The organism is Sphingomonas sp. GW821-FHT02B09 (genome assembly GCF_059421875.1).
The window spans coordinates 338,267-360,353 of the sequence record NZ_JBWKVV010000001.1; the positions used below are offsets into that span (position 1 = coordinate 338,267).

At 68.4% G+C, this 22,087-nt stretch carries 19 protein-coding genes and 2 pseudogenes; 9 read left to right on the plus strand and 12 right to left on the minus strand.

Annotated elements, in window-relative coordinates:
• Nucleotides 1–10: 10 nt before the first annotated feature.
• Nucleotides 11–535, minus strand: coding sequence for a Ros/MucR family transcriptional regulator (locus AC07U4_RS01540; RefSeq protein WP_038658956.1), 525 nt, complete (start codon nucleotides 533–535; stop codon nucleotides 11–13).
• A 319-nt stretch (nucleotides 536–854) separates the two neighbouring features.
• Between AC07U4_RS01540 and nhaA the strand changes: the two genes are divergently transcribed.
• Complete coding sequence (gene nhaA / locus AC07U4_RS01545; protein WP_495194197.1) at nucleotides 855–2,246, plus strand: Na+/H+ antiporter NhaA; 1,392 nt, start codon at nucleotides 855–857, stop codon at nucleotides 2,244–2,246.
• A gap of 8 nt (nucleotides 2,247–2,254) precedes the next feature.
• On the opposite strand, the gene AC07U4_RS01550 is transcribed toward nhaA, so the two are convergent.
• The 4 genes from AC07U4_RS01550 to AC07U4_RS01565 all read right to left on the minus strand — a co-directional run bounded on the left by AC07U4_RS01550 (nucleotide 2,255) and on the right by AC07U4_RS01565 (nucleotide 8,012).
• Nucleotides 2,255–3,271, minus strand: a complete 1,017-nt coding sequence (locus AC07U4_RS01550) for an LLM class flavin-dependent oxidoreductase (RefSeq protein WP_495180348.1) — start codon at nucleotides 3,269–3,271, stop codon at nucleotides 2,255–2,257.
• Nucleotides 3,272–3,344: 73 nt separating this feature from the next.
• Nucleotides 3,345–4,319 (minus strand): phospholipase C/P1 nuclease family protein, encoded by a 975-nt coding sequence (locus AC07U4_RS01555; RefSeq protein ID WP_495194198.1) that lies wholly within the window; start codon nucleotides 4,317–4,319, stop codon nucleotides 3,345–3,347.
• A gap of 16 nt (nucleotides 4,320–4,335) precedes the next feature.
• The gene (locus AC07U4_RS01560; protein WP_495194991.1) at nucleotides 4,336–5,478 is read right to left on the minus strand and encodes a YdcF family protein; all 1,143 of its coding nucleotides are present in this window, start codon (nucleotides 5,476–5,478) and stop codon (nucleotides 4,336–4,338) included.
• A gap of 2 nt (nucleotides 5,479–5,480) precedes the next feature.
• Complete coding sequence (locus tag AC07U4_RS01565) at nucleotides 5,481–8,012, minus strand: TonB-dependent receptor (protein WP_495194199.1); 2,532 nt, start codon at nucleotides 8,010–8,012, stop codon at nucleotides 5,481–5,483.
• A gap of 219 nt (nucleotides 8,013–8,231) precedes the next feature.
• Between AC07U4_RS01565 and AC07U4_RS01570 the strand changes: the two genes are divergently transcribed.
• On the plus strand, nucleotides 8,232–10,406 hold the full coding sequence (locus AC07U4_RS01570) for a TonB-dependent siderophore receptor (protein WP_495194200.1): 2,175 nt from the start codon (nucleotides 8,232–8,234) through the stop codon (nucleotides 10,404–10,406).
• 139 nt (nucleotides 10,407–10,545) lie between these two features.
• On the opposite strand, the gene AC07U4_RS01575 is transcribed toward AC07U4_RS01570, so the two are convergent.
• From AC07U4_RS01575 to AC07U4_RS01585, 3 genes are all read right to left on the minus strand, one after another.
• A complete protein-coding gene (locus AC07U4_RS01575; protein ID WP_495180343.1) occupies nucleotides 10,546–10,836 on the minus strand; it encodes a hypothetical protein in 291 nt (96 codons plus the stop codon).
• 122 nt (nucleotides 10,837–10,958) lie between these two features.
• The gene (locus tag AC07U4_RS01580) at nucleotides 10,959–11,588 is read right to left on the minus strand and encodes a LysE family translocator (protein WP_038658979.1); all 630 of its coding nucleotides are present in this window, start codon (nucleotides 11,586–11,588) and stop codon (nucleotides 10,959–10,961) included.
• A 24-nt stretch (nucleotides 11,589–11,612) separates the two neighbouring features.
• Nucleotides 11,613–12,833 (minus strand): alginate export family protein, encoded by a 1,221-nt coding sequence (locus AC07U4_RS01585; RefSeq protein WP_495194201.1) that lies wholly within the window; start codon nucleotides 12,831–12,833, stop codon nucleotides 11,613–11,615.
• 248 nt (nucleotides 12,834–13,081) lie between these two features.
• Here AC07U4_RS01585 and AC07U4_RS01590 point away from each other — a divergent pair.
• Nucleotides 13,082–13,540 (plus strand): annotated as a pseudogene (locus AC07U4_RS01590) (GAF domain-containing protein); the annotation flags it as partial.
• On the opposite strand, the pseudogene AC07U4_RS01595 reads toward AC07U4_RS01590, so the two are convergent.
• Nucleotides 13,484–13,603: pseudogene (locus tag AC07U4_RS01595) on the minus strand (hypothetical protein); the annotation flags it as partial. The pseudogenes AC07U4_RS01590 and AC07U4_RS01595 sit on opposite strands and share 57 nt — an antisense overlap.
• Here AC07U4_RS01595 and AC07U4_RS01600 point away from each other — a divergent pair.
• Both AC07U4_RS01600 and AC07U4_RS01605 read left to right on the plus strand, forming a co-directional pair.
• Nucleotides 13,588–15,642: a putative bifunctional diguanylate cyclase/phosphodiesterase gene (locus AC07U4_RS01600; RefSeq protein WP_495194992.1), complete on the plus strand. Its 2,055-nt coding sequence runs from the start codon at nucleotides 13,588–13,590 to the stop codon at nucleotides 15,640–15,642. The pseudogene AC07U4_RS01595 and the gene AC07U4_RS01600 sit on opposite strands and share 16 nt — an antisense overlap.
• A gap of 95 nt (nucleotides 15,643–15,737) precedes the next feature.
• Complete coding sequence (locus AC07U4_RS01605) at nucleotides 15,738–16,088, plus strand: hypothetical protein (RefSeq protein WP_495194202.1); 351 nt, start codon at nucleotides 15,738–15,740, stop codon at nucleotides 16,086–16,088.
• Between the two features lie 76 nt (nucleotides 16,089–16,164).
• On the opposite strand, the gene AC07U4_RS01610 is transcribed toward AC07U4_RS01605, so the two are convergent.
• Genes AC07U4_RS01610 through AC07U4_RS01620 form a run of 3 tightly spaced genes read right to left on the minus strand, consistent with a single transcriptional unit; the run spans nucleotide 16,165 to nucleotide 17,971 of the window.
• Nucleotides 16,165–16,305: a DUF2256 domain-containing protein gene (locus AC07U4_RS01610; RefSeq protein WP_495180340.1), complete on the minus strand. Its 141-nt coding sequence runs from the start codon at nucleotides 16,303–16,305 to the stop codon at nucleotides 16,165–16,167.
• A complete protein-coding gene (aroB, locus tag AC07U4_RS01615) occupies nucleotides 16,305–17,405 on the minus strand; it encodes a 3-dehydroquinate synthase (protein ID WP_495194203.1) in 1,101 nt (366 codons plus the stop codon). The genes AC07U4_RS01610 and aroB overlap by 1 nt, the downstream gene beginning before the upstream one ends.
• Nucleotides 17,402–17,971 (minus strand): shikimate kinase, encoded by a 570-nt coding sequence (locus AC07U4_RS01620; RefSeq protein WP_081974304.1) that lies wholly within the window; start codon nucleotides 17,969–17,971, stop codon nucleotides 17,402–17,404. The genes aroB and AC07U4_RS01620 overlap by 4 nt, the downstream gene beginning before the upstream one ends.
• A 76-nt stretch (nucleotides 17,972–18,047) precedes the next feature.
• On the opposite strand from AC07U4_RS01620, the gene AC07U4_RS01625 reads away from it, so the two are divergent.
• From AC07U4_RS01625 to AC07U4_RS01640, 4 genes are all read left to right on the plus strand, one after another.
• Nucleotides 18,048–18,182, plus strand: a complete 135-nt coding sequence (locus AC07U4_RS01625; protein ID WP_281177479.1) for a hypothetical protein — start codon at nucleotides 18,048–18,050, stop codon at nucleotides 18,180–18,182.
• Between the two features lie 138 nt (nucleotides 18,183–18,320).
• Nucleotides 18,321–20,183, plus strand: coding sequence for a hypothetical protein (locus AC07U4_RS01630; protein WP_495194204.1), 1,863 nt, complete (start codon nucleotides 18,321–18,323; stop codon nucleotides 20,181–20,183).
• Nucleotides 20,180–21,097, plus strand: coding sequence for a tyrosine-type recombinase/integrase (locus tag AC07U4_RS01635; protein ID WP_495194205.1), 918 nt, complete (start codon nucleotides 20,180–20,182; stop codon nucleotides 21,095–21,097). The genes AC07U4_RS01630 and AC07U4_RS01635 overlap by 4 nt, the downstream gene beginning before the upstream one ends.
• Nucleotides 21,098–21,107: 10 nt before the next feature.
• Nucleotides 21,108–22,055: an acetyl-CoA carboxylase carboxyltransferase subunit alpha gene (locus tag AC07U4_RS01640; RefSeq protein WP_495194993.1), complete on the plus strand. Its 948-nt coding sequence runs from the start codon at nucleotides 21,108–21,110 to the stop codon at nucleotides 22,053–22,055.
• The last annotated feature ends 32 nt before the right edge of the window (nucleotides 22,056–22,087 follow it).

Sequence of the window (22,087 nt, forward strand, 5' to 3'; positions counted from 1 at the left end):
CGCGAGGGTCTTATTCCTCGTCGGTGCCGAGCGTATCCTTGGCCGCCTGCAGCGCGGCCTTGCCGCCCTTGCGCGGAGCCTTGGCGGCACCGGCTGCGGCGCCGGCGCCCTGATCGACCTTCTGGCCCGCCTTGCGACCCAGGCCGATCGTCTTCGCCATCGCGCTGCGGCTCTCGCTGTAGGACGGCGCGACCATCGGATAGTCGGGCTTCAGGCCATAACGCTGGCGATAGTCGTCCGGCGTCAGGCCGTGCGTGGTCAGGTGCCGGCGCAGCGTGCGATACGGCTTCCCGTCGATCATCGAGATGATGTGATCGCGCGACGCCAGCGATTTGCGCACCGACACCGCGGGAACATAGTCCTGCGCCGCCTGCTCGGGCTCGGCGGCGTCGGGGCTGGCGAGACGGCCGACCGCGGCATGCATCGACTGGAGAAAGGCCGGCACGTCGTCGGCGTTGGTGCGGGTGTTGGGATTGCTGAGCCAGGCAATGGTCAGCTCGGTGGCCAGTTCGACTGTGTTGGTTTCCGTCGTCATGGGGGGTACTCGCTTCGTCGGACAAAAGGCGCCGGACACCCGGGGGAGGGTCGGCTGTAACCTACATGCCCTTTGACGGTCGAAAGTCAAAGGAACAATTTCAGGCCTGCGTCCCGAAATGGCTTCGACACTTCAACGATCCGGTACAAAGCATGATCGTCGCATTGTCGGCAGCGTCGCTCAGGCAAAGAACGACGAACAACTCGGCTGCTAGATACGTCTAATCTGCACCACCAAGGCTTACGAGGGTCAGCGCAGCCGGGAACGCACCGGAGTGCTTATCCGTATCATTTCCCAAGGTTTGCTGAACAGGAATTCCATGGCTCTCAACCCCCGCCTGTCCGGGCGCGTCGCGGCACGGGCCCATCATTCGCCCGCTGCGGCGATCCTGCAGAAAATCGAACCATTTTTCGCGATCGGCCAGGTCTCGGGCGGGCCGCTGCTGATCGCGACGATCGTCGCCTTGGTCGTCGTCAACTCGCCGTTCGGCGCCGACTATGTGCGGCTGTGGGACCGGCCGGTAAGCTTCAGCTACGGTGCCTGGACCTTCGGCCGGCCCGCCGCCGAATGGATCAACGACGCGCTGATGCCATTGTTCTTCCTGATCATCGGCACCGAGGTGAAGCGGGAGTTCGTCAAGGGATCGCTCGCCTCGTGGCAGACCGCGATCTTCCCCGTCGCGGGCGCGATCGGTGGGCTGGTGGTGCCGGTCGCTCTCTATCTCGCCTTCAATTACGGCACGCCGACGCAGCACGGCTGGGGCGTCGTCGCGGCGATGGACACCGCCTTCAGCCTGGCGATCGTCGCGATGTTCACCACCCGCCTGCCGCCGGCGGTGCGCGCGGTGCTGCTCGCCTTCGCCGCGATCGACGACGTGTTCGGGCTGCTCGTCATCGCGGTCGCCTATACCGCGTCGATCGACTGGTGGTTCGTGGCGCTCGCGGCCGCGGGGTATCTCGGCATCGTCGGCCTGCTGCGGCTGCGCTGGGTCGCGTCCATCCCCTATGTCCTGCTCGGCCTCGTCGTGTGGATCGGCGTGTTCGGCTCGGGCATCCATCCGACGATCGCCGGGGTCGCGGTAGGCCTGCTGCTGCCGACCAGCTCGCGATTGTCCGAAGGGGTGTTCGCCGAACGCGTGCAGCGCCCCGTCGACCAGTTCAAGGAAGCCGTTGCCGCGGCCGAGGATACCGACGATCCCGCTGTCGAGGAAGAGGCGCGCGATCACGCGCAACAGCGGCTCGGCTACATCCACGAAATGGCCGCGGCAACCGACGAGGCTGCCGAACGGCTCGTCCGGGTGCTGACCCCGTGGGTCTCCTACATCGTGCTGCCCTTGTTCGCGGTCTCCAACGTCCGCATCCATTTCTCACCCGAGCTGGTCGGCGAGGCGCTGCATTCGCCGTTGAGCGCGGGTGTCGTCGTCGGGCTGGTGATCGGCAAGCCGCTCGGCTTCCTCGCCGCGACGTGGCTGGCAACGCGACTGGGGCGGGCGACGTTGCCCGATGGCGTTACGTGGCAGATGGTGCTCGGTATCGGTGGCGTCGCCGGTATCGGCTTCACCATCTCGCTGTTCATCGCCGAACTCGCCTTCGCCGATGTCGCCGAGACCGAACAGGCGTCGCTTGGCATTCTCGTCGCATCGATCCTGTCCGGTCTGCTCGGCTATTTTATCTTTTGGCGGGCGGCGACGCCCAAAAGCGAGGCAGAGTAGAACCGCGCTCAGCGCCAGCCGAGCGCGGGCGCGACGTGGCGGAGCACGGACTCGATGACGTGGGTGTTATACGCCACGCCGAGCTGGTTCGGCACCGTCAGCAGCAGCGTGTCCGCCTCGGCGATCGCCTCGTCGGCGCGGAGCTGTTCGATCAGCGTCTCTGGTTCGGCCGCATAAGAGCGGCCGAACACCGCGCGCATATTGTCGATCACGCCGATCTGGTCGCTGCTGTCGCCGCGGCCGAAATATTGCCGATCGCGATCGTTCATGATCGCGAAGATCGACCGCGACACCGAGACGCGCGGGGTGCGGGCATGGCCCGCCTCCTGCCAGGCGGCGCGATACGCGCGGATCTGCTTGGCCTGCTGGACGTGGAACGGCTCGCCGCTCTCGTCGGCCTTGAGCGTCGAGCTCTGCAGGTTCATGCCCTTTTGCGCCGCCCAGATCGCGGTGGCGTCGCTGCTCGATCCCCACCATATCCGCTCGCGCAGCCCTTCGGCATGCGGCTCGAGCCGGAGCAGACCGGGCGGGTTGGGGAACATCGGCCGCGGATTGGGCTTGGCGAAGCCCTTGCCGGCGAGCAGTTCGTAGAACAATTCGCCGTGGCGGCGGCCCATGTCGGCGTCGCTCTCACCGGGCGCGGGGGCATAGCCGAAATGGCGCCAGCCTTCGATCACCTGTTCGGGCGAGCCGCGGCTGATGCCCAACTGCAGCCGTCCGCCGCTGATCAGGTCGGCGGCGCCGGCATCCTCGACCATGTAGAAGGGGTTCTCGTAGCGCATGTCGATCACGCCGGTGCCGATCTCGATCCGCTTCGTCCGCGCGCCGACCGCGGCGAGCAGCGGGAAGGGCGAGGCGAGCTGCTGCGCGAAATGGTGGACGCGATAATAGGCGCCGTCCGCGCCGAGCTCCTCCGCCGCGACCGCGAGGTCGATCGACTGGAGCAGCACGTCCTGCGCCGAGCGGGTCGCCGAACCGGGGGCATCGGACCAATGGCCGAACGAGAGAAAGCCGATGTTCTTCATCGCGACAAACTGGGCCCGATCGCGAGCCGTCACAAGATTGCGCACGGAATGGCAGCGTTTCCGAAAACCGGTCTCAGCCCGGCGCGGACCCCGTCTCGGGATCGAAGCGGGGGTTGTCGAAGTCGATCGGTGACGGCTTGACCTCGGCCGGCGGCACCGCGCTTTCCGCCCAGGCGCGGCACAGCATGTCGCGCAACATCGTCGCGCCGGCGCTGGTCCGCTCGTAGATCAGCGCGCGCACGTCCTTGTCGGCGAAGTCGCGAAAGCCGTTGCGCCGTTCGAGAACGTAGACGCGCTCCATCCGGTCGCCGGCGTTATCGAGGAAAGCGAGGATCGCGTCGAACATGTCGCCGCTGCGCCGTCCCGGGGCACCGATGCGCGGCGCGAGATCGGCGGCGGTCAGCCGCATGCCGTCGACGAAGCCGCTCTCGAAGCGGCCGTGGATCGAGCGATCGGTCGTATAGCCCTTCGGATTGGCGCCACGCCAGCCGTCACTGTTGACCGAGTCGTGCAGCGGCTGCGCACCGTCGCCAATATAATGGCCGAGGCGGATGACGTCGAAGGCGCAATGTTGTTCGGCGAAGGCGGCATCGTGCTGCGCCGCCTGCGCCGCGCGGACCTGCCGCATGCAGACGATGATCCGCTGATATGCCTCCATCGCCGCATAGGGGAGAGTGCCCGTCCAGCGGACGTTGGTGCGCGCCGCGGTGGCGGGATCGCTGCGCTTGATCGCTTCATAATGTTTGAACAGCGCGATGACGAACTCATAGCGCGAGCGTGGGATCGGCTTCAGGAAAGCGAATTGCTCGCGGAACCAGCCGTGGTTCGGGTCTTCCTCGATCTTGGCGAAATTCTCCGCGGCGTTGCGCCACGCGTCGGGAAGCGCGGCGGAGCTGGCGATATAGTCGACGTGCCGGCGCAGGAAGACCGGGCCATCGTCGGGGATCGCCGCGATCGCGGCACGGTCGATCACCGCATGCGCGGTGCCGCCCCAGGCGAGCGCGGGCGTCGGCAGCAGGGCGAGGGCGGCGAAGAGGAAGCGGCGCATCGGCGGGACTTTCGGATCAGGGGTCGAGCGGGTCGCGCGGATCGATGCGCAGCGATTTGGGCGACGGGCGGAATTCCAGCTCGGTCGGCGACAGGCGGCGGCCGACCGTGCCCGGCTCGTAGCCAAGTTCCGTCCGGTTGCGTTGCGCGAAGGCCGGGCTGGCGATCGTCTCGCTCTGGCCGGGATTGCAGACGATCAGCGTGTCGCGGTCGAGCGGCGCGCCGATCGCGGCGAGCACCCGTGTCGCGTTGCGCAAATTGGTCGTGGTGTGGCGCGCATAGGGTTCGATCAGGATCGCCTCGGCGGGGATGCCGTAGCGGTCGATCAGCGCGCTGCGCATCTGCTCCGCCTCGGTGAAGCGCGTCGCGCGGGGATGGGCGCGGCCACCCGTCAGCAGAATGAAGGCGATATCGCCGCGCGCGAACCGGTCGGCAGCGAGGCGAACGTGATATTTGCCATAGGGGCTGAGCGCCGCGTCCGGCGTCTCCGGACCGACGCCGGTGAGGATCAGCGCGCTATACCGCCAGCGCGCCCAGTCGAGCGTGCGCGCGCGCCTGACGGCGGGGGCGTTGAAGCCGCCGGCGATCGGCTCGAAGCCGATCGCGTCGGTGCGGTCGCTGACGTCGAGCAGCGCCAGCGTGAATTCGACGCTCGGGTCGAGCGCCTGCGCCGACCCGCCGCGCGGCGTCCGCGCCAGCCAGTCCGCCGCCTGCACCCGCGCGCGCAGCTCAAGCGGATCGAGTATGCCGGCGCCGTCGATCTGCGGGTAGCGTGGCACCTGATTGAGCGCATAGGTGCGCAGGATCGTGTTGATCCCCTCGATCTCGCGCGCCGCCTGCGCGCGTGCGCCGTCATCGGCACGGCTGGCGTTCGCCGGCACCGCCGCCGTGAGCGCAGCGCCGTCTTCGGGCGTCCACACCATCGCCTGCGCGAGACAGGCGAGATCCTGCGCGCAAGCCGTGCGCCGCGCAGCGCGTGCCGCGAGCATCGCCGCAACGCCGGGTTGTGCCTCGAGCCGGGCGGTCGCCACCGGGTCGCCGCCGAGTGCGTCGAGCAGCGGGAACAGTCGGTGCGACAGCGCGGCGACGACGCGGTCGCCGGCCGGCGCGGCGGCGGCGGGCACGCATGCCAGCATCAGCGCCGCCGCCGCCAGCCGCATCCTCACCACGATTTGCCGACGACGAGGCGGACGTTGCGGCCGAAGATCGGCCGGCCGTAGATCGCCTCCGGGCTGCCTTGGCCGCTGACCTGATCGGTGCGCGTATTGCCCTCGGTCAGGCCGTGCGCATTGAACAGATTGTCACCGACCACCTGCAACTGCCACTTCCCGTGCCGCACCGTCACGCCCGCCCCCGTCGTGCCATAAGCGGGCAGCGCCGTGCGATTGTAGAAGTCGACATAGCGCTTCCCCATATAGGTGTAGCGACCGTACAGCGAGATCGCATTGCCGCCCAGATCGAAGTCGAAGCTGGGGCGGATGTTGCCATAGATCTTCGGCTGGCGGACGATCTGTTTGCCCTCGGCCTGCGCCGGGTCGGCGCCATTGGCGTTCTGGAAGTTGCGATATTTGGGGTCGCTGACCGTCAGCGCGCCATTGAGCATGAACCATGGCGTGATCGCCAGCGCGCCGTCGAATTCGACGCCCTTGACCTTGGCCTTGCCGATGAAGGGGACGTTGACGTCGTTACGCCCCGTCGTCGGGTCGAAGGCGAGGAACGAGGCGTTGAGCGGATCGAAATTGGTGTAGAAGCCGGTGACGTAGAGGTACGAACGGCCGGCGGCGAGCTTGAGGCCGGCCTCATATTGGTTGGCGATCGTGGTGATGATCGTCGGATTGATGCTCATCACCGTCTGCACGCTCGGCGGCGTTTCGAGATGCGCGGCGCGGCCGTAGACGCCGATATGCGTGTTGAAGTCGTAGTTGGCGCCGATTGTCCAGTTGGTGGCATGCGTCTTCAGCCGCTGGTTGATGATGCCGCCGGTGAAGGCGCGGGTCGCGTCGTCGGCCAGCGTGGTGGGATCGCCGAGGTTCGCCGCACCGGTGAGCAAGGCATAGCCGTTGTAGCTATAGCGTTCGTGACGGATGCCCGCATCGATGCGCAGTCCCGGCACGATCTCCCACGTATCGTTGGCGAAGACCGCGATCATCTGCGCGTCGGAATCGCCCTTGGTCAGCGTCGCGGCGTAGCTGAGCGCGCCATTGTCGGTGACCCGGCCGATCCGCGTACCGGCGGCATTGTAGGCGACGAGATCGAGCGTGCGGGGCCGGCTCGCGACCTCGATCAGATAGTTCTGGTAGATCGTCCGGCTGTCCTCGCCATACAGACTGCCGTACAGGCCGAGCTTGAGGTCGTGGCTGCCGAAGCCGGTCTCGAACTTCTTGGCGACCGACAGATTGATCTGGTTCGAATAGAATTTCGAATGAATGTCGCGATACTGGCCCTGCATGACCAGCCCGGACGCGCCATAAGGATCGTAGACCGTGTTCGTGCCCGCCAGCACGTAGCCCAGCGACGTGACGGGGCCGAATGCGGTCGTCGCCCGCGCCTGATAGCCGCTGGCGAAGGCATTCGCATCGGAGGGATTGGTCGTCGAATAAAAGGCGGTGAAGTCGAGTTTGCCCATCGTGAAGCCGGCCTTGGCGGAGACCAGCCAGCCGTCGAATTCGGCGTCATATTGCGCGCCGACGTTGACCATCCGCATGTGGCGTCCGTCGCCCAGATCGCTCGCCTCGTTCTGCACGACGCCGGCGCCATTGCGGTAGCGCAGGTCGACGTTGCGCAACGCCGGCGAGTTCAGCGTGCCGCTGAAATAATCGATGTATCGGTCGAGCGACACCGACGGATTGCGCGGGTCGGCGGTCGGGATCGGCAGGTAGAAGACGTTGTGATCGTTGACGTAGTTGACGCTCACCCGCAGCGAACCGTTGTTGAGGTCGTGCTTGATGTTGGCGCGGAACTGGCCGCCCTTGTCGTTGGGGAAGCCGTTGTCACGATAGCCGTCGTGATAGCGGACGAAGCCGCCGACCGCATAATAGGTCCGGTCGCCGAGCGGCCCCGACTGGACGAAATCACCGCGGTACAGGCCGGTATCGCCGAGCGTCAGCTGCGCCTTGCCGCGCACCGTGTCGCGGCCGGTGACCTCGATCGCGTTGACGATCGCGCCCGAATAGCTGGCATAGACCGGTGCCGGGCCGCCGCGGACCACCTCGACGCGCTCGGTCATCAGGTCGGGCTTGAGGATCGCGTCGCCGCGGAAGAAGACGCCGTCATTCTCGTGAAACAGCGGCAGGCCGTCCTGCTGGAAGCTGACGAAGCCGCCGTCGTTGGGCAGGCCGCGGATGCGGTAGATGTTCTGCACCTCGCCGCCGGTGATCTCGGTCTGGAAGCCGGGAAGCTGGCCGATGAGGTCGGCGAAATTGACCGGCGCGATCTTCTCGATGTCCGCCTGCGTCACCGTGTTGATCGCATAGGAGGCGTCGAAGCGGCGCTGCGCGCGCGTCGATCCGGTGACGATGATGTCGCGATCCGCCGGCTCGGGCGTGGTGGCACCGGTCTGTTCGGGCGCCGTCGCGGCGTCGGCCGTCTGGGGTGCATCCGGCTGGGGCGCCGCGGTCTGGGCGGAGGCCGGCGCGGCGAGGATCGTGCAGAGCGAGACGAGCGCGGTGCTGGTGGCGAGAACGGATTTGAACATGAGGCCCCACTGTTGATCGTTCGATGTGCTGATCGCTGCCGTCGTTGCGGCGTGCCGCGTCCCCTTGGTCAAGGATTGTGACATTCCCGCTTAAACCGCGAAAAAACTTTCGAGCCGGGAGCGGAGGTTGAGCGGATCACCCGTTGAAACGGTCGGCGGCGCTATTGCGAACGCTTAGCGTTTGATTACGGGGCGCCGTTCGAAGGGGGAACGGCAATCATGAACATCTGGAGCAGCGGCCTGTTGGCCGCGGGCCTGGCGGCGGCGACGCCCGCCGTCGCGGCACCAGCATCGGCGGCGGACGACCGCCCGCCGCCGACCGGATTGGGGCAGGATATCGTCGTCACCGGCCGTGCCTCGCCCGCACCGAAAGGCGCCGACGACCGCTACCAGCCGACCCCCGACGCCTCGACGTTGCGCTCCGCCGCGACGACGCTCGACACGCCGCAGGCGGTCAACATCGTCCCTGCGCAGGTGATCCGCGATCAGCATCCGCGCTATCTCGACGAGGTGCTCGCCAACGTCAGCGGTATCACCCAGGGCAATACGCTCGCCGCGACGCAGGATACCGTCCTCAAGCGCGGCTTCGGCGGCAATCGCGACGGATCGGTGATGCACAACGGCATGCCGCTGGTGCAGGGCCGCGGCTTCAACGCCGCCGCACAGAGCGTCGAAGTGCTCAAGGGGCCGAGTTCGCTGCTCTACGGCATCATGGACCCCGGCGGCGTCATCAACATCGTCAGCCGCAAGCCGCTCCTCGCGACGAGCGGCTCGGTGGCATTGACCGGATCGAGCTATGCCGCGGGCCGCGCCGGGCTGCAGGCGACCGTCGATCTGACCGGGCCGATCGCCGGCGCGCTCGCCGGCCGGATCGTGCTCGATCATCAGGACGAGGATTATTGGCGCGTCTTCGGTACCCGCCGCGACACGCTCGTCGCGCCGTCGCTCGGCTGGTACGGCGCCACGACGCAGGCGGTGCTGTGGTACGAATATCGCCGCTTCTCCTATCCGTTCGACCGCGGCATCGCGCTCGATCCGCGCACACTGACGCCGCTGGCGATCCCGCGCCGCCGGCGGCTCGACGATCCCGTCAACCGGATGTGGGGCGACAGCCATCTCGTCCAGCTCGCGGTCGACCATCAGTTCGGCGACGGCTGGGCCGCGCATCTCGCCGCCAGCTTCAACAGCGAAAGCTATGATGCCGGCCAGTTGCGCGTCACCGGGATCGACACCGCCAGGGGGACGCTGACCCGCAGCAACGATGCCACCCGCGGATCGCTCGGCACCGACGCCTATGTCCAGGCCTATGCCGACGGCAGTTTCGGTCTCTTCGGCGCGGAGCACCACGTCATCCTCGGCGTCGAGGGCGAACAACGGCGCTATTATCGCCGCGACCTCATCCGGCAGAAGGTGCGTTACGGCTTCAATGTTCTGCGGCCGATCTACGGTCGCGAACCGTTCCCGACCGCGGTCTCGCCGACGGACAGCGACCAGACCGACCGGCTCCACAACGTTTCGCTGTTCGGGCAGGACGCGATCCATCTCGGCGACCACTGGATCGTCACCGCCGGCGGCCGGCTGATCGGCTTCCGGCAGCAGGCGGGGAAGGGGCGGCCGTTCGTCACCAACACCGATCTCGATGGCTGGTCGTTCGTCCCGCAGGCGGGGCTGGTGTGGAAGGCGGCGGACGTCGTTTCGATCTACGCGAGCTACACGCGCTCGCTGAAGCCCAATTCCACCGTCGCGCCGCTCGACGGCGGTGCCGTCATCACCTCCGCCATGCCGCCCGAGCGCGGCCGCTCCTACGAGGTGGGCGCGAAGCTCGATCTGCCCGACGGCATCACCGCGACACTGGCGCTGTACGACATCGACAAGCGCAACGTGCTGGTCCGGCAGTTCGATGCGAAGACCGCGCTCAACGTCTATCGCACCGCGGGTCGCGCCGCCTCGCGCGGCGTCGAGCTCGATCTCGCAGGGCAGGTGACGCGGACGCTCAGCCTGATCGGCAGCTATGCCTATACCGATGCGCGGACGACGGAGGATCCGGTGTTTGCCGGCCGGTCGCTCGCCAACGTCGCGCGCGATACCGGCTCGCTGTTCTTCGCCTATGACGTCGGGGCGCTGGCGGGAGACGACCGGCTGCGCTTCGGCGGCGGCGGGCGCTATGTCGGGCGGCGTCCCGGGGACAATGCCAATAGCTTCTGGCTGCCCGCTTATACCGTCGTCGACGGCTTCGTCAGCTACGACACGACGCTCGCCGGGCGGACGGTGGCGTTGCAGTTCAATCTCAAGAACGTCTTCGACCGCACGTATTATACGTCGGCGGTCAATGCCTATGGGGTGGCGATCGGCGATCCGCGCCGCGCGGTCGGCACTATCCGGTTCGCGCTGTGACGTCGCGGTGAGTCGCCGGCGACGACCGAGGCGTTCACGAGGCTTCGTCGATCGCCTCAAGAAAACCGTCACCCCGGAACCAGTCCGGGGTGATGGGTGGTAGCTACAACTTGCCGCCGGGCTTCTTACAGACGACGGATCAGTTGGTCTTCACCGCGACCTTGCGGTCGCCGTTCGAGCTGACCGAGGTTTCGCGCACGACCTTGTGCTTGACCGTCTTGTGGCCGACCTTGACGCCGAGCACCTTCTTGGGACGGTGCGTCTTGCGCTTGCTGGTTTCGGTCACCTTGGTCGTGGTGGTGGCGACGCCGTCATGCACCTTGGTGTCGTGATCGACCTTCGTCTCGCGGACGGTCTGCGCCATGGCCGGGGCGCCGCAGGTGAGGGCGAAGCTGAGGGCGGCGGCGACGGCGATATGCTTGCGTGTCATCTCATGTCCTTCCGAATGCGTCCGGCACCCGCGCGGGGCCGGCCGACCCGCATCAACTCCGCGCCCGTCGTTCGGTTCATTACCGTTTCGGACTATTCCATACGGATGCGGGCGGATGACGCTCAGGCGGATTTGGCGCGGAGCAGCGCCGCGCCGAAGCCGATGAAGATGATGCCGGTGAGACGGTTGAACGCGCGCTTCACCGTCGGCCGGGCGAGATGCGCCGACAGCGAGCGGCCGCCCATCGCATAGACGCCGTACCAGAAGCATTCGAGCGCCGCGAAGGTCACCACCAGTATCGCGAATTGCGGCCCCTGCGGTGCCGTCGGCGTCACGAACTGCGGCAGGAAGGCCGCGGCGAACAGCAGCAGCTTGGGATTGCTGATGCCGATCGCGAAGCCGCCGCGGAACAGCGCGGCGAGCGAGACCGTGCGCGGCAGCGTGCCCGCGCCGACGTCGATCGGCGCGACGTCGGCCCGCCACGCCTTGACGCCGAGGACGATCAGATAGGCGACGCCGGCATAGCGCAGCACCTCGAACGCCCCGGGCAGCGCGAGCAGGAGCGTGGTGAGCCCCGCGGCGGAGGCGGCGAGCACCAGCACCAGCGCGGTCAGGCATCCCGCCATCGCCGCGACGCTGCGCCGCGCGCCGAGCGCAACGCTGCGCGACAGGATGTGGAGCATGTTCGGTCCCGGCGTTCCGCACAGCAGGAACACCGCGCCGACGAACAGCCACCAGCCATGAAGCGTCACGTCATCCTCCTCTTTCGCCGATCGCTACAGCGTCCAGTCCATCTGCAACCACACTTTGCGCGTGTCGGTGGCGAAGCGGTCGGCGCGATAGTCGGCGTAGCGCAGGCTGGCGACGGTGCGCCCGATGCGCGCCTGCGCGAGCAGGTCGATCTCGTTGCCGTAGTGCCGCACCAGCCGGTCGCTCTCGAAGCGGTGGTAGACCGCCTGCACGCTCACCGCCTTGAGCGCGCCGAGCTGCGGCCAGCCCCAGCCGGCGCTGCCGTAAAGATCGCGGATGCCGTCGGCGGGCGTGGTGGTCAGTTTGTCGGCCCAGCCCTGGAATTTGAAGATCGAGGCGAGCGGCGTCTGGAAGCTCGCCAGCGTGGCGCCGCGGCTGCGCCCGCGCCCCGCGCCGAGCACCTCATAGCCGGCGCCCACCTTCGGACCGGCGAGGTCGAGGCCGATGTCCGCCAGCCAATAATCGGCGGCATAATCGTTGGGGTTGCGATGGTAGTCGGACTGGCGCGCATGGCTCGCGGTCCACGCCAGCTTCGTCTTGCCGAAGCCGCGCGATCCTGCCAGCCGTGCGCCATAGGTCTGGCTCGACAGGCGATAGCCCTGGACGATCGCCTCGCCCTGATCGACCAGATAGGCGAAGCCGGCCAGCGTACCGACCGGTGTCGTCACCCCCAAGGTCGCGAAGACGTTGTTGCCGCCGATCGCCTGCTGCCGCGCGCCCGCGCCGTCGATCCCCCACACCGTCCGCACGCCCCAGGCATAGGTGACGTCGGCCTTGACGCCCTTGACCGGGGTCAGCTCGGTGCGCACCGCATCGAAGGTCTGGCCGTTGTTGCGGATCGCGGCGGCGCCGACGAAGCGCTCGTCGTCGAGCTGGATGCGCTGGCGGCCGGCGGTGACGGTCAACGCGTCGCTGCGATATTGCAGCTGCGCGCGATAGAGCGCGACGTTCTGCGGGTCGCTGATCTGCGGGCGCACGGTCGCCGGCCCGGCAAGCCCGTCGTAATAATCGCCGACGATCGCCAGATTCCCCTGCGCCTCCGCCAGCGCGGTCCAATGCCCCTCGCGGGCCTGCAACCCGGCGCGGACGCGAACGGTGACCGCGTCCGCCTGCTCGGGCAGGCCGTCCTGCTCGACATGTTCGTGGCGCAGGCGCGCCTCCGCCAGCGGCGTCAGCGTCTGGGCTGCGGCCGGACCGGCGGCGATGACGGCGACGGACAGCAGCGACAGATTGAAGATCAGGCGCATCGTCTGATTGGAACCCCCTCGGCGACGCCCCCCGGCGTGCCTTCCACCTCCCTCCTAGCGTCCCTCCGCCACGCGCAATAGAAAATCGCGAAAAGCCAGCGAAGAAAGTGGCCTAACCACCGCGCAGGCGAGACGATCGCCTGATCGTGCCTTTGCCCGGCAGTACGGCTTCCCGTCGCTAGATTTGCAACATTTGTTAACGTCTTACGGCCAAGGTCGATACTCGTCGGGATGATAGTGGGTCGGGGATGTTCAAGAGCCTGTTGCGCGAGCGTCGCCGCTCGATAGCCGTGCATGGGCTTGCCCACATTGAGGCGTCGGCGGAGCCGGCGTTCGATCGTTTCGTCGGTGCCGCCGCTGCGGCCTTCCATGCGCCGATCGCGGCGCTGTCGCTGATCCATGACGACGTGCAGGCGATCAAGGCGGCGCGGGGTATCGCGTTGCATTGCATGCCGCGACAGGCCGGGTTCTGCAGCTTCGCACTCGACCGGGGCGGCGTACTGGAATGCTGCGCCGCGCTCGACGATCCGCGTTTCGCCAAGCTGCCCGGCGTGGTCGGCGAGCCGCACATCCGTTATTATATCGGCGCGCCGCTACGGCTGCTGAGCGGGGTCGATGTCGGCGCCCTGTGCGTCGTCGATACCGTTGAGCGTCCGCCCGCCTCGACCGATCAGAAAGCCTATCTGCTCGGGCTCGCACGTCAGGCGTCGCAGGCGCTCGAGGCGCGGCTCGATATCCTCGGCTACGCCGCATGATGCGGGTGGTGGCATGTATCGCACACGATCATGACCTGCGGCTCGTCGCCTTGGCGCTGGCGGTGGCGCTGCTCGGCTCGCTGGCGACGTTGCAGACCTTCCGCCGCATTGCGCTGGCACCCGGCCCCAGCCGCACCGGCTGGATCGGGCTCACCGCGGTCGGCATCGGCACGATGGTGTGGGCGACGCATTTCGTCGCGATGATGGCCTATCGCGCCAGCGCGCCGGTGGTGCTCGATCCGCTGCTGACGCTCGCCTCGCTGCTCGCGGTGATCGTCCTGGCCGCGCCGGGGCTGGCGATCGCGGCGCGCCGGCCGCTCGCGGCGCGCTTCGGCGGTGGCGCGATCGTCGGGATGGCGATGACGATCATGCATTATCTAGGCATGGCTGCCTATCGCGTCGACGGCATCGTCCATTGGGACGCGCGTTTCGTCGCCGCCTCGCTGGTCTGCGCGATGCTGCTGTCGGGTGCCGCGTTCGCGCTGTTCAGGCGCCGCCGCGGCTGGCGCAACGTCGGTGCGGCGGCGACGCTCGCGCTGGCGGTGGCGACGCTCCATTTCACCGGCATGGCGGCGCTGTCGATCACCGCGCTGACGCTGGGCGAGGGGTTGTCCGACGTCACGATGACGACGCTGGCGATCACCACCGCAATCGCGGCGATGATCGTCATCGGCGGCGCCGCGGTGAGCGCGCTGATCGACGGCCATACGCAGGGCGAATCGTATCGGCGGCTGCGGCGCATGGCGCTGCACGATGCGCTGACCGACCTGCCCAACCGGATGCATTTCACCGAGGAGCTGGAGCGGCGCTTCCGCATCGATGGCGGCTACCACAAGCTTGCCGCGGTGATGCTCGACCTGTCGCGGTTCAAGGTGGTCAACGACACCTATGGCCATCAGGCCGGCGACCAGTTGCTGATGGCGCTGGCGGCGCGGCTGACTGCACGCCTGCGTCCGGGCGAATGTATCGCGCGGCTGGGCGGCGACGAATTCGCCGCGATCATCTCCTATGACGCCGGCGAGGAGCTCGATGCCTTCCTGCTGCGGCTGCGCGCGGCGTTCGCCACGCCGTTCGTGTTCGACCGCTTCACCGCAACGATCGACGCCAATATCGGCGTTGCGTTGGCGCATCACGACGGCTTTGATCCCGATGCGCTGCTCGCCAAGGCCGATTTGGCGATGAGCCGCGCCAAGGCGGCGCGCTCGCCGGAACCGTGTTTCTACGATGCGCAGATGGACGAGGCGGTACGCGCGCGCCGCGAATTGGTCACCGACCTGCGCGCCGCGGTCGAGGCGGAGGCGTTCGAACTCCATTACCAGGTGCAGGCGTCGGTCGAAACCGGCGAGATCACCGGCTATGAGGCGTTGGTCCGCTGGAACCACCCGACCCGGGGGCGGATCGCGCCATTGGTGTTCATCCCGCTGGCGGAGGAAAGCGGCGAGATCGTGCCGCTGAGCATCTGGATCCTGCGTCAGGCGTGTTTCGAGGCGGCCTTGTGGACCAACCGGCACGTCGTCGCGGTCAATCTGTCGCCCAAGCATCTCGCCGACCCGCGGCTGGTCGAGACGGTGGCGGCGGCGCTCGCCGACAGCGGCCTGCCGCCCGAACGGCTGGTGCTCGAACTGACCGAGAGCGCGATCATCCACGATCGCAACTTCGCACTCGACCAGTTGCAGGCGCTGAAGGCGATGGGAATCGGCATCGCGCTCGACGATTTCGGCGTCGGCTATTCGTCGCTCGACGTGCTCCGCTCGTTCCCGTTCGACCGGATCAAGCTCGACGCCTCGTTCGTGTCGGCGATCGACCATGACGACCAGGCGGTGTCGATCCTGCGTTCGGTGGCGGCGCTCGGCCGGACGCTCGGCATGTCGGTGCTCGCCGAGGGGATCGAGCAGCCTGCGCAACTGTCGATCGTGACGCGCGAGGGTTGTTCGGCGATCCAGGGCTATCTGATCGGCAAGCCCGCGCGCGCGCTCGCCGACCCCGGCGAGGTGCGGCAGGCGATGCTGCTCAAGCCGCGATCGCTGGTGCCGGGGATTGCCGCGACGGGGTGAGGAGGCGTTGGCATCGCCGGGCGAGCGATCACGGGCGGACATCGAAGGCCTCTCCACAGGTTGGCACCCAAGCGCCGATGTGAGAACAACCGGGCATGCGTGCGCGATTGATGAAGCTTTTTGCCCTGCTGCTCGCCAGCGGATTGTACTGGCAGCTGGTTTGTGAGGTGACGGGAGCGCAGGAGCCCTGGGATAGCGATGGTTATTGGATACTCTGGTATCCAATAACCATCGCATTGGCAGCGGTCGCCGGGTATTTCCTAAGAAGCCACGGGTGGCTGGCTGGAGTCATCATCACGTTCTCGCAGCTGCCAGTGATGTGGATCAACGCCGGAACAGGCCCGTTGCTCGCGGCAGGATTGCTCTTCCTGTGCATCCTGGCAGTTCCAGCCGCCGCGGTCTCATTCATTGCCGGTCGGGTTGCGATGCGGATACGGACGTCCTGAACGTTCGCAGTCTGGCGTTGCAATCGCCCGGTCCACCAGATCCATGCGGCGACCCGATCGTTATCCTTTCGGACGCCTACCGTTTCTTGCGGCAGGCGTCCGAGCAATAGACCACCGAATCCCAGTCGCGCGCCCATTTCTTGCGCCACGCGAAGGGGCGCTCGCACGCCGGGCAGATCTTGGTCGGCAGATTGCCCTTGGCGATGCCGTTGGGCATCAGCGTGGCTGCGCGTCGAGGAACGTGGCTACATCCGCAAGATCCACCGATTTGTCGAGATAGGTCCGACCGATGCCGCGGGCGAGCAGGAAGGGGAGCGTGCCGGCCGCCATCTTCTTGTCGTGGCGCATATGGTCGACCAGCGTCGCGCCGCTTGCGGCGATGCCGGCGGCGGCGAGACCGTCGGGCAGGCCGACGCTGCGAAAATGCCCGGCGACGCGGCCCGCGTCCTGTCCGGAACCGATACCCTGCGCGGCGGAGAAGGCGAAGGCGAGCGAACAGCCCGCCGCGACGCCCTCGCCGTGGATCAGTTTCTGCGAGAAGCCCGCTTCGGCCTCCAGCGCATGGCCGAAGGTGTGGCCGAGGTTGAGCAACGCGCGCGTGCCGTTGGTCTCATGCTCGTCGGCGGCGACGATGCGCGCCTTGGCGGCGACGGCATGCGCGATCGCATGGTCGCGCGCCGCCGGATCGCCGGCGAGCAGCGCCGCGCCGTTCGCCTCGCACCATTCGAAGAAGGCGGGATCGTCGATCAGGCCGTATTTGACGACTTCGGCGTAACCGGCGCGGACTTCGCGCAGCGGCAACGTGTCGAGCAGCGACGGGTCGATCAGCACCAGCGACGGCTGGTGGAAGGCGCCGATTAAATTCTTGCCGGCGCGGGTGTTGATCGCGGTCTTGCCGCCGACCGAACTGTCGACCTGCGCGAGCAGGGTGGTGGGGATCTGGACGAAGTGGCAGCCGCGCTTGAGGATCGCACAGGCGAAGCCGACCAGGTCGCCGATCACCCCGCCGCCCAGCGCGACGACATGGTCGCCGCGCTCGACGCCGAGGTCGAGCAGCCGGTCGCACAGGCCGACGAGATGCTCCCAGCTCTTGGTCTTCTCGCCGGGCGGCAGGACGATCGCCTCGCTCCGCACTCCGGCGGCGGCGAGCACCGCCTGCAACGTGTCGGCATGGGGGCGGACGTTCTCGTCGGTGACGATCGCCATCGTGCGGCCGCGCGCGAGCGGGGCGAGATGGTCGGCGGCGCTTGCGAGCAGCCCGGCCGCGATATGGATCGGATAGCGGCGGTCGCCGAGCTCGACGGTGACGGTCGTCATGCCGCGTGCCGCCCGTGGCCGATCGCTTTCAGGATCGCATTGACCGTGGTCTCGTGCGGGGCGGCGTTGCTGGTGATGTGGATATGCGCCTCGGCGTAGATCGGGTTGCGGATGGCGGCGAGCTCGGCGAGGACCTTGCGCGGGTCCTTGCCGCGCAGCAGCGGGCGGGTGTCGCGGCGGCCGACGCGTTCGGCGAGCACGTCGGGATGCGCGCGCAGCCAGATCGCGGTCGCCTCGGCTAGGATCAGCGCGCGCGTCTCGTCGTTGATGAAGGCGCCGCCGCCGGTGGCGATCACCTTGGGCGTGCCGTCCATCAGCCGCTGGATGACGCGGCGTTCGCCGTCGCGGAAATAGGGTTCGCCGAAGCGCGCGAAGATCTCCGCGACGGTCATGCCGGCGGCCTGTTCGATCGCGGTGTCGGCGTCGACGAAAGGCAGGCGCATTCGGTTCGCCAGCCGGCGGCCGACGGTCGACTTGCCGACGCCCATCAGCCCCACCAGCACGATCGGCCGAGCGGGATCGTGGCGGGCAGGGGCGGCAGCCGGGGGATGAGCGCTTTGCAACATGGAATGGAGCGCTATACAGCGGGTCCGGACGGGGCAAAAGCTCCGCATCCGTCTTTTACGTGTCCTAAGGTACGGTATGTCTCGCTTGGTCCTCTCCGTCATCGTGCTCCTCGTCGTGGTGGGCGGCGGCCTGTTCCTGCTCGCCGGCCGCGCTTCGGAGCGGCCGCAGACGCATGTCGAAAAGGCCGTGACGCTTGCCAACCTCAGCTAGGGCGTACGCTGTGCGTGTCGCCTGGACAGTGGCTTGGCGATGAGCGATCCGGCTGCCCCATCCACGCCGTCACCCCGGACTTGTTCCGGGGTCCACGGTGCCGCAGGAGCAACGGATCAGTCGCCTGCGGAACGGTGGATGCCGGAACAAGTCCGGCATGACGGGGGAATCTTGGCAGCGGTTTCAGGACACAAGCGGCGCTCAGGCTTGCGTCGACTGACGCGCGGCGTCGCCGCGGTCGCGATCACCGCCGCCGCCGTCGCCGCTTATGCGCAGGAGCGGCCCGAATCGATCCTGCCGCCCGGCTTCGGCGAACCGGCGCCGGCTCCCGCACCCTCGGCACGCGCAACCGCGTCAACGCCCCGTACCACGCCGACGGGCACGATCGCCGCGCCAGCGCCCGCCGCCACCGGGCTCGTCCAGCCGCTGCCGCTCGACCTGCCGGCACCGGTAGCGAGCGCCACGCCGAGCCCGACGCCAACCGTCGATCCGGCGGTGCTCGCCCAATATGAGATGCCGCTCTCGGCGCGCCGGTCGCTCGATCGGGTCGGGCCGGCGGGGGAGCGCGAGGGCGCACTCGCCGCGGATGCGTTCGGGGAGGCGGACGGGCGCTATCTCGAAGGCCTGATGCGCCGCGTCGCCGCGCCGCTGCCGTCGCGCTGGCTGTCGATCCTGCTGCGGCGGACATTGGTCGCGCAGCTCGATACGCCGGCGCAGGTCCATGGCGCCGATTTCGCCGCCGAGCGTGCGTGGCTGCTGCTGCGCATGGGCGAGGCGGTCGGCGCGCGTGCGGTGGTGCAGAGCGTCGACAATGCCGGCTATACGCCCAAACTATACCAGGTCGCGATGAACGCCGCGCTGGCGACGGGCGATCCGGCGGAATTGTGCTCGATCGCCGATGCCGGCTTCGCGGCGACCCGCGAGCGCGGCTGGACGCTGGCGCAGGCGATGTGCGCCGGGCTTGCCGGCGAACCGGCGCGCGCCAAGGCGCTCGTCACCGCCGCGCGCAAGCGCAACGTCGCGACCGGGATCGACCTGCAACTGGCACAGAAGGTGGTCGGTGCCGGTCCCGGTGGCGGACAGGCGGTGACGATCGAATGGGCGGGCGTCGACGCGCTGACCGCCTGGCGGTTCGGCCTCGCCGCGGCGACCGGAGTCACGATTCCAGCCGACGTGTTCGCGACCGCGGGGCCGCAGGCGCGCTATTGGTATGCGCTCGCGCCGGGGATCCCGATGGCCGAGCGACTGACATCGGCGGAGGCAGCGGCGGGGCAGGGGGTGCTGTCCGCCGCGGCGCTGGTCGACCTGTACGGCGCGCTCGATGCGGCCAACGACACGCCGGCGCCGGTGGCCGCGTCGATCAACGACCTGCGCACCGCGTATATCGGCGGCGACATGGACACGCGGCTGACCGCGTTGCGCGCGCTGTGGGGCACCACGCCCGCCTATCCGCGGCTGGTGCTGACCGCGCGCGCCGCGGCGCGGCTGCCGGTACGGACCGGGATCGCCGACGCGCCGCAGCTCGTCGCGTCGATGTTGACCGCGGGGCTCGATCGCAGCGCGGCGCGCTGGCGGGCCGCGGTCGACGAGGGCAGCGACGCCTGGGCGATGATCGCGCTCGCCGACCCGGACAGCGGCGGGCGGCTGAGCTACCGGCAATTGTCGTCCTATGCGGGCACCGGCAATGCCGCGCTCAAGCAGCGGCTGTTTTTCGCCGGCCTCGCCGGGCTCGGCCGGCTGACGCAGGAGGACACCGAACGCGCCGCCGCGGCGCTCGACGTGAAGATCGGCGCCGAGAACAGCTGGACGCGTGCGATCGATCGTGCCGCATCCGATGGCCAGCCGGGGACGGTGGTGCTGCTCGCCGCGATCGGCATGCAGACGCCGCAATGGCGCGGCGTGCCGCCGGCGATGCTCTACCGGATCGTCAGCGCGCTGCGTGCGGTCGGGCTGGAGGGCGAGGCGCGGATGATCGCCGCCGAGGCGCTCGCGCGGGTGTGAGTAGCGGCGACCGCGCGCTGATCGAGCGGTTCCTCGAGATGCTCGCCGCCGAGGCCGGCGCTGCGGCGAATACGATCGCCGCCTATCGCAGCGACCTGACGCTCGCCTCGGCTTCGGTGCCGGGCGGGCTCGTCGCGGCGGATGATGCACGGTTGCAGGTGCTGGCGGAGGACTGGCGTGCGCTGGCGCGGAGCACCGTCGCGCGCAAGTCGGCGGCGTTGCGGCGTTTCTACGCCTTCCTTGTCGACGAGGGGCATCGCGCCGACGATCCGGGCAAGGCGCTGCCGCGTCCCGGCGCGGCGCGACCGCTGCCAAAGGTGCTGGGCCATGGCGATGTCGAACGGCTGTTCGCGGCGATCGCTGCGCGCATCGGGGTGGAACGGCCGCTGCCCAACGACCTGCGTCTCGCGGCGCTGGTCGAGCTGCTCTACGGATCGGGGCTGCGCGCGACAGAGCTGGTCAGCCTGCCGCGCAATGCCGTCCATCCCGACCGGCCCTATCTGATCCTCAAGGGCAAGGGCGGGCGCGAGCGGCTGGTGCCGCTGTCCGACCGCGCCCGCGCGGCGGTGGCGGCGTGGCGCGGGCATGTCGCGGTCGAGACGCCGTGGCTCTTCCCGTCGGGCAAGGGGCATCTCTCGCGCATCCGCCTCTACCAGCTCGTCAAGGCGCTGGCGGCGGAGGCGGGCATCGCGCCCGACCGGGTGAGCCCGCACGTGCTGCGCCACGCTTTCGCGACGCATCTGCTTGCCGGCGGCGCCGATTTGCGCGCCTTGCAGTCGATGCTTGGCCATGCCGATATCGCGACGACCGAGATCTACACGCATGTCGATGCGAGCCGGCTGGTCGAGCTGGTCAATGCGCGCCATCCGCTCGGCGATCCCGGGCGCGTTGACGGACGCGCGCGTCGCCCGTAACCGGCGTTCCATGGCGAGCTTCCTCGAATTTGAAAAACCGATTGCCGAGCTGCAGGGGCGGATCGACGAACTCCGCGCGACCGCGGCGGACGGCACGATCGACATCGCGGCCGATCTGGCGCGGCTGCAGGCCAAGTCGGACAAGCTGTTGCGCGATACCTTCGCCAAGCTGACCCCGTGGCAGAAGACGCAGGTCGCGCGGCATCCCGAACGACCGCATTTCAAGGACTATGTCGCCGGGCTGTTCGATGAGTTCGTGCCGCTGGCGGGCGACCGCGCCTTTTCGGACGATCAGGCGATCATGGGCGGCTTCGCCAGCTTCCGCGGCCGCAAGGTGATGGTGCTGGGCCATGAGAAGGGCTCGGACACCGCGACGCGGCTGCGCCACAATTTCGGCATGGGCAAGCCCGAGGGCTATCGCAAGGCGATCCGGCTGGTCGAGATGGCGAGCCGATTCGGCCTGCCGGTGGTGACGCTGGTCGACACGATGGGTGCCTTCCCCGGCATCGAGGCGGAGGAGCGCGGCCAGGCCGAGGCGATCGCGCGCTCGACCGAGGCGTGTCTGGCGGCGGGCGTACCGGTGGTCGCGGCGATCGTCGGCGAGGGCGGCTCGGGCGGCGCGGTGGCGCTGGCGGCGGGCAATCGCGTGCTGATGTTCGAACATGCCATCTATTCGGTCATCAGCCCCGAAGGCTGCGCCTCGATCCTGTGGCGCACCGCCGACAAGGCGGCGGACGCGGCCGAGGCGATGCGCGTCACCGCGCAGGACCTCAAGACGTTCGGCGTGATCGACACGATCGTCCCCGAACCGCTCGGCGGCGCACATCGCGATCCCGCCGAAGCGATTCGTGCCCTGGGCGATGCGCTCGATGAGGCACTGGCGGCTCTCGATCACCGCGACGCCGCGACGTTGCGGCAGGACCGGCGCGAGAAGTTCCTGGCGATGGGCCGCCTGTAAGCCTCACGAGAAAAAGGGCGGCGGAACCGGAG